The sequence below is a fragment of the Actinomadura sp. CNU-125 genome (assembly GCF_001942465.1).
GTDB lineage: Bacteria > Actinomycetota > Actinomycetes > Streptosporangiales > Streptosporangiaceae > Spirillospora.
The window spans coordinates 1-6,596 of record NZ_MKJY01000285.1 but is presented as its reverse complement, the minus strand read 5'-3'; the positions used below and the strand labels follow the sequence as shown (position 1 = coordinate 6,596).

The 6,596-nt window shown below is 72.7% G+C and carries 8 protein-coding genes and 2 pseudogenes; 1 reads left to right on the top strand and 9 read right to left on the bottom strand.

Going from position 1 to position 6,596, the window contains the following annotated elements; all coding sequences use genetic code 11:
• Window positions 1-134 precede the first annotated feature (134 nt).
• The 6 genes and pseudogenes from BJF79_RS28845 to fdxA all read right to left on the bottom strand — a co-directional run bounded on the left by BJF79_RS28845 (window position 135) and on the right by fdxA (window position 3,885).
• On the bottom strand, window positions 135-560 hold the full coding sequence (locus BJF79_RS28845; protein WP_075902073.1) for a DUF350 domain-containing protein: 426 nt from the start codon (window positions 558-560) through the stop codon (window positions 135-137).
• 10 nt (window positions 561-570) lie between these two features.
• Window positions 571-1,014, bottom strand: a complete 444-nt coding sequence (locus BJF79_RS28840) for a DUF4247 domain-containing protein (RefSeq protein ID WP_075902071.1) — start codon at window positions 1,012-1,014, stop codon at window positions 571-573.
• On the bottom strand, window positions 1,011-1,511 hold the full coding sequence (locus BJF79_RS28835; protein WP_075902069.1) for a DUF2617 family protein: 501 nt from the start codon (window positions 1,509-1,511) through the stop codon (window positions 1,011-1,013). Before BJF79_RS28835 ends, BJF79_RS28840 begins: the two co-directional genes overlap by 4 nt.
• A gap of 3 nt (window positions 1,512-1,514) precedes the next feature.
• Window positions 1,515-2,135, bottom strand: a complete 621-nt coding sequence (locus BJF79_RS28830) for a DUF4178 domain-containing protein (protein WP_075902067.1) — start codon at window positions 2,133-2,135, stop codon at window positions 1,515-1,517.
• 194 nt (window positions 2,136-2,329) lie between these two features.
• Window positions 2,330-3,414, bottom strand: a pseudogene (gene dapC / locus BJF79_RS28825) (succinyldiaminopimelate transaminase).
• Window positions 3,415-3,559: 145 nt separating this feature from the next.
• Window positions 3,560-3,885 (bottom strand): annotated as a pseudogene (gene fdxA / locus BJF79_RS28820) (ferredoxin).
• Window positions 3,886-3,996: 111 nt separating this feature from the next.
• On the opposite strand from fdxA, the gene BJF79_RS28815 reads away from it, so the two are divergent.
• Window positions 3,997-4,254 carry a hypothetical protein gene (locus BJF79_RS28815; protein WP_075902065.1) on the top strand — a complete coding sequence of 86 codons (258 nt, stop codon included), beginning with the start codon at window positions 3,997-3,999 and terminating at the stop codon, window positions 4,252-4,254.
• A gap of 16 nt (window positions 4,255-4,270) precedes the next feature.
• Here BJF79_RS28815 and BJF79_RS28810 read toward each other — a convergent pair whose 3' ends face one another.
• The 3 genes from BJF79_RS28810 to BJF79_RS62085 form a co-directional block, all read right to left on the bottom strand.
• The gene (locus BJF79_RS28810) at window positions 4,271-5,314 is read right to left on the bottom strand and encodes a PH domain-containing protein (RefSeq protein ID WP_143220280.1); all 1,044 of its coding nucleotides are present in this window, start codon (window positions 5,312-5,314) and stop codon (window positions 4,271-4,273) included.
• A 60-nt stretch (window positions 5,315-5,374) separates the two neighbouring features.
• Window positions 5,375-6,217 (bottom strand): polysaccharide deacetylase family protein, encoded by an 843-nt coding sequence (locus BJF79_RS28805; protein WP_262402716.1) that lies wholly within the window; start codon window positions 6,215-6,217, stop codon window positions 5,375-5,377.
• A 104-nt stretch (window positions 6,218-6,321) separates the two neighbouring features.
• Window positions 6,322-6,596 (bottom strand): hypothetical protein (locus BJF79_RS62085; protein ID WP_262402715.1); only part of this gene is annotated, 275 nt, incomplete at its 5' end.

The following is a 6,596-nucleotide window of genomic DNA, read 5'->3' as shown; positions in this document are numbered from 1 at the left end:
CCGCCGCGCTCTCGTCGCCGCGCTCGGCGCCGCCGCGCTCGTCGCCGCCGCGCTCGTCCCCGCCGTCGGAAACGGGACGGGCCGCCTCGTCCGCGTTCGCGGCGGACGCGCGGCCTCGTCGAGATCGCGGGACGTCAGGAGACCGCCCCGCACACGATCGCGGCCACGGCCAGGTCGGCGGCGGCGACGACCCACCCGGCCGGGTGGATCTGCTCGCCGCCGACCAGGATCGCGCCGAGCTTGCCGGGGGTCAGCACGTCGATCGCGTAGAAGGCGATGATCATGATGATGATGCCGAGGACGCCGTAGACGGCGGTGCCGATCAGCCCGTCGCCCAGATCGTTCTCGCTGGTGACGATCGCGGTGGTGACGATCGCGCCGACGCCGAGGAGCTTGACCGCGAGGAGCAGTGCGGCGCCCCGGTTGCCCTCCGTCCAGATCTGGTGGCCGAGCCGTCCCGGGGTCGTCACCTCGACGACCAGGTAGCCGAGCACCATCAGGGCCAGGCCGAGCGCGCCGTAGGCGAGGGTGGCGCCGCCGTCGTGCAGGATGTCGTTCATCGCTTGCTCCTCACTTGCCCGACCCGGGCCCGCCGCCGCGGAACGACGCGGATCCTCTGCTGTTCCAGCCGTTGCTGCCCGGCGTGCTCCAGTGCCCGCCGACATGGGTGTGGTAGCGGCTGTAGCCGCGGCTCGCGGAGTCGACGGTGATGCGGCTGCCCGCGCCGTACGGGAGGACGGCCACGACGTGCTTGGGGTAGCGCAGGAAGACGCCGCCCCGGTTGCCGAGGGTCGTCATGTCGTTCACCCGGTCGATCGGCTTGAGTTCCTTGCGGATCTCCCCGGCGACCGCCGCCGGCTTCTTCGGCGACCGGTAGGTGTCGGACGAGACCCGCTTGTACTTGTCCGCGATCCACTTCTCGGGGGATTTGTCTCTCGTGACGACCGCGATGAGCACGATCACGGCCACGATGGAGACCGACACCGCGCCGATCGTCCAGTATTTCCTGTTCATGGTCTCACCAGCCGGCTCCGCGTCATCACGATCTCCCGGGTCTGCGGGTAGGCGTGCCAGGTCCGCCACTGCATGCCGGTCTCCTCTGCCGTCTCCTCCAGTGCGAGGGCGGTGACGGCGTGCCGCGCCCCGGGGAAGGCCCCGATCAGCGCGTCGCCGCGGTCCGCCAGCCGCGCGCACACCGCCTCGACGGCCCGGCCGAAGGCGGCGTCGTCGTCGTGCCGGGCGGTCGTCGCGGTGAATTCGTACGCCCATCCGGGCAAAGTGGTGCTCGTGCGTCCGGGCAGCGGCTCGGCGGGGCCGTCCAGGCAGGCGACGGTCTCGCTGAGCGGTCCCGCGATGACCTGGTGGGACGCGCCGAGGAGGCGGAACTGGACGGTCAGCTCACCGCGCCGGACGGGCAGCACGGCGAGCGCGTCGAGCGGGGGCAGGCCGAGCGCGAACGACAGGCCGTCGGCGCTCGCGTCGGCGTAGGGGGTGTCGAGGGTGGTGAGCACGGATCAGCCGCCGCCGGGGTAGATCGTGAGGGCGCCGGTGGGGACGCGTTCGCCGAGCCCGGCCTCCCACTGGCCGCCGCCGTACTGCTCGAACGACAGGTAGCGGCCCTTGGGGGCGGTGTAGTCGGCGTACTCGACGCGGCCCTTCACGCCGAGGCCGGTGGTGCCCTCGCTGTCGTAGTCGGCGGTGCCGTGCTCCTCGCGGCGGTACTCGACGCCGTCCAGGGTGATCGTCTTCTTGCTGGGCGACATGTCGCCCATTTCGGTTTCGGTCCACCAGACGACTTCGAGGTCGGGGTCCTCCTCGACCGACACCCACACCTTCACGCCTTCGATCTGGTCGGCGTCCAGCAGGTGCTCGGCCCAGGTGTAGCCGCCCTCGCGCATCCGCAGCGAGCCGCGCACGAAGTAGCGGACGCCGAGGTACTCGATCATGTCCCCGGCCTTGATGGTCCGCGGGTCGCCCCCCGCCTCGTCCTCAGCGGCGAACGGGTCGCGGGGCACGGCCTCCGGTTCCGCCGTCCCGGCGCCCGCGCCGGACCGGCGCCGCACCAGGACGACGATCAGCGCCACCAGGGCGACCAGGATCAGCGCCAGAAGGACCACTATCGCGGTCTCGCCCACGGTTCCTCCGTCCCACGACGATCGGGCAGGACACGGGGGCTTCCCGTGTCGGCGACGTGCGGGATCCTACCGACTGTGGCCCCGCACGCCCATACCGCAATCAGACGCGACAAAATAACAATCGGTTTCGTCCGTTAATAGATGGTGTGCCCGATGCCGCCGGACGCCGCACGCGCGCCGCGCCCGGGGATCGTTCAGAGCCGCTCGACGGCCGCCGCCACGCGCTCGTCGGTGGCGGTGAACGCGACCCGGACGTGCCGGGCGCCGCCCGTCCCGTAGAAGTCGCCCGGGCCGACGCTGATCCCGAGGTCCGCCAGGTGCGCGACGGTGTCCCAGCACGGTTCGTCCCGCGTCGCCCACAGGTACAGGGACGCCTCGGAGTGGTCGATCCGGAACCCGTGGCCCTCGAACGCGGCGCGCAGCGCGGCGCGGCGCCGCGCGTACCGGGCGCGCTGCTCCTCGACGTGCGCGTCGTCGTCGAACGCGACCGTCATCGCGGCCTGGACGGGCGCCGGGACGATCATCCCGGCGTGCTTGCGGACCTCCAGCAGCCGCTTCACCAGGGCGAGGTCACCGGTGACGAATCCGGCGCGGTAGCCCGCGAGGTTCGAGCGCTTCGACAGCGAGTTGACGGCGAGCAGCCCCTCGTGGGAGCCGTCGCACACGTCCGGGTGCAGGATCGACACCGGCGGGTTGGCGTCGTCCCAGCCGAACTCCAGGTAGCACTCGTCGCTGACGACGATCGCGCCCCGGCCGCGCGCCCACGCGACGACCTTGCGCAGGTGCTCGGCGGGCAGCACCTTCCCGGTCGGGTTCGACGGCGAGTTCACCCAGACGATCTTGGGCGTGACGGGCCCGAGGGCCAGCAGCCCGTCGGTCGCGACGCGCTCCGCGCCGCACAGCCGCGCGCCCACGTCGTACGTCGGGTAGGCCAGCTCGGGGAAGACGACGGTGTCGCCGGGGCCGGTGCCGAGCAGCGTCGGCAGCCACGCCACCAGCTCCTTCGTCCCGATCACCGGCAGGACGGCGTCCGGATCGGCGCCCGTCGCCCCCGCGCGGCGCGCAGCCAGCCCGCGACGGACTCGCGCAGCGCGGGCGTCCCGTACGTCTGCGGGTAGCCGGGCGCGTCGGCGGCGGCCGCGAGGGCCTCCCGGATCGGCTCGGGGGTGGGGTCCACGGGCGTCCCGACCGACAGGTCGACGATGCCGCCGGGATGCGCGGCGGCGCGCTCCTTGTACGGCGCGAGCCGATCCCACGGGAAGTCCGGCAGCGTGAACACCTGCACCCCTCTCAAACGGACGTGCGGCGCCCCGGCCCCGGCCGGCGGACCCGGGGGGACGGTGCGCCGCACGCGCACGAACGGCCGCGTCGTACCGATCGTTCTCGGTCGACCTCAGCCGCTCTCGGTCGTTATCGGTCCCGCGTCAGTCTTCCTGGCTCTGCGGCGGCAGCGCGGCCACGATCGGGTGGTCCTTGTCGATCTTGCCGACCTTGGACGCGCCGCCGGGGGAACCGAGGTCGTCGAAGAACTCCACGTTGACCTTGTAGAAGTCCTTCCACTGCTCGGGACGTCGTCCTCGTAGTAGATGGCCTCCACCGGGCAGACCGGCTCGCACGCACCGCAGTCGACGCACTCGTCCGGGTGGATGTAGAGCTGGCGCTTCCCCTCGTAGATGCAGTCGACCGGGCACTCCTCGATGCATGCCTTGTCGAGCAGATCCACGCAGGGCTGCGCGATGACGTAGGTCACGTCAGTGACTCCTCTCGGATTTCGGCCCCGCCGCACGTGCACGGCTCACCGCAAGCTGCCTGTGAATAGTATGGCCACGACCGCGCAGCCGATTCGACACGGGGGTCCCACATGGCCGGCCGCTTCGCCGCGCGCATGGTGGTCTCCATCAGCGACGCGGACGTGGGACAGCGGATCTCGCTGCGCCGTCGTCTGCCAACGGGAGAGTACAGCGACGTGGTCGGCGTACTCGAATCGTGGTCCAACAAGGTTCTCGCGGTGCGCCGCAGGAACGGTGAACTCGCCGAGGTCGACGAGGACGCGATGGTCGCGGCCAAGGTCGTCCCGCCCCGGCCGCCGCCGCGCCGCCGCCCCCGCGAGACGTCCTGACGGGCGGTTCCGGCGCTCAGCCGCCGACCGCGCCCGCCACTCCCGCGGCCAAGGGGATCAGCAGCAGCACCCACAGCACTATGCGGGCCGCCCGGACGCCGCCGCCGCTCACCACCACCCGGCGGTCGGGGCCCGCGAGCGCCCGCATCGTTTCGAGCGCGTCGTCGAAGCGCGGGTCCCGGCCGAGGAGCCCCTCGCGCGGCGCGGCGAGATGGAACCGCTTGCCGCCGGCGAGCCGCACGACCGTGATCCGTCCGAAGAGGGTGGCCGTCACCGTCAGGCTCTGGACGTCGCGCCACGCGAACGTCCTGGTCCGCAGCATCAGCCGGTTGCGCAGCCCGTCCGCGTCGGCGTCGGTGCGGCCGCGCAGCAGCTTGAGGACGTGCGCGACGACGAAGACCGCCACCCACACGAAGTAGGTGCCGAAGAACACCAGGACCACGCGGTCGGCCTGGAGCACCCCGACCCCGGCGAGCAGCCACACCGGGACGATCCACAGCAGCGGCCGCCGGGACGGGCGCAGCGACAGCGGCCGCGCGGACGCGGACGGCTCGGCGTCCGCGGGGACGGACGCGCGCGCACGGACGAGTTCCGCGATGTCGTCGAACCCCAGTCCGTCCGGGGCCGTGCCGTCGTCACGGACGGCCGCCAGCGTCACGTTCCGGCCGCCGTCCCGGACGAGCGTGATCACGCGGGGCGCGGTGTCGGTGCCGCTGACGCCCCGGACGTCGTCCCAGGCGACGAACTTCTCGGCGAACAGGGCACGGTTGCGGACGCCGTCCGGTCCGATCTCCGTGCGCGCGCGCCAGACGCCCACCACGACCATGAACCCGAGCACGATGAGCGGAGCGCCCACGACGCCGAGCACGATCGTCAGGAAGAGGCCCCCGTCCTCGTCGGCGGCGGACACCCCGACGACGGCGAAGACGACGCCGACGAACGCCGCGACGGCGCCCGGCGCCCAGGCCGACCGCCGCTCCAGCCGCCGCACGATCACGGGCGTCGGCTCGGGCGGGGCCGACGGTGACTCGGTGTCGCGATCGGCGGGCGATGATTCCACGGCGAACTCCGTTCCGGTCGGTTCCAACCGAACTGGAGACGCCGCGAAGCCGCGCCCGGTTCACCGTCCGGGAGTGACCTGCGGCCCCGCCGGGGAACCGGACGGCGGCGGCTGCGCCGTGACGGGCGTCGACTCGATCTCGCGCTCGGTGTAGACCTCGCCCGCCTTGAGGCGCCGCCCACCGAACAGCTCCGAGACGGTCACGAGCGTGAACCCCTGCTTCTGCAGGCCGGTCACGATCTTCGGCATCGCCTGGACGGTCGTCGCGTGGACGTCGTGGTAGAGGACGATGTCGCCGCGCCCGGAGTCGCGTAGGCCGATCTTCACGTTGCGGGCGACGTCGTCGCGCCGCCAGTCCTGCGGGTCGACGCTCCAGAGGATCACCGGCATCCCGACGGTCTCGATGACCTGCTCGTTGATCCCCCGGTACGGGGGCCGCATCATCGCGGGCACCACCCCGGCCGCGTCCTTCACCGCCCGCTGCGTCCGCTCGATCTGCGACCGGATCTCGCCGGGCGACAGCGTCGTCAGGTTCGGGTGGTTCCAGGTGTGGTTGCCGATCTCGTGGCCCTCCGCGACCATCCGCCGGACCACGGCGGGATGCTCGGGCACGTGCAGGCCCTGCACGAAGAACGTGGCGCGCGCCCCGGCGCGGCGCAGCGTGTCGAGCAGTTCCGGCGTGTGCGGGCCGGGCCCGTCGTCGAACGTCAGCGCGACGCACCTGACCTTCGCGCAGTCGATCTCGCGGGGCGCCGGACGCGCCGACCGCGAGGTCTTCGGAGCCGAGCCGTCCCGCAGGGCCGCGTTCCGTCCGGCCTGCTCGGCCCGCGGCCGCTCCGCTCCCCCGCATCCCGCGAGGAGGAGCAGCCCGGCGGCGAAAATGGCGACATTCCGTTTCCGCACCACGAACCCCCGATCGTGTTGCTTCGCCCGGCTACTACCCTTCGCGACGGACTCGACACACACCGGATACGCGAACCTCGCCGGGACGGAAGCCGGGCCGGGGGTCAGCCGGGATCGACGTACGCGGGGCACCCGCACGGGGTGCCCGGATCCCACCGGCGCTCGTCGGTCCACCCGGTGACCTGGTCGTCGTCGCGGTGCACGCGCTCGAAGCGCCAGCCCGCCCGGCTCCAGGTGCATCCGCCGCGCGGCCCGGAGTCGTGGTGGACGAGCGAATGCCCGCACGCCAGGCATCCGGACGAGCGCGGCCTGGACGCCGACGCCGACGACGCCCGCCGCGCGTCCCGGTCACGGGGAGGGGGCAAGGGATGCGGACGGG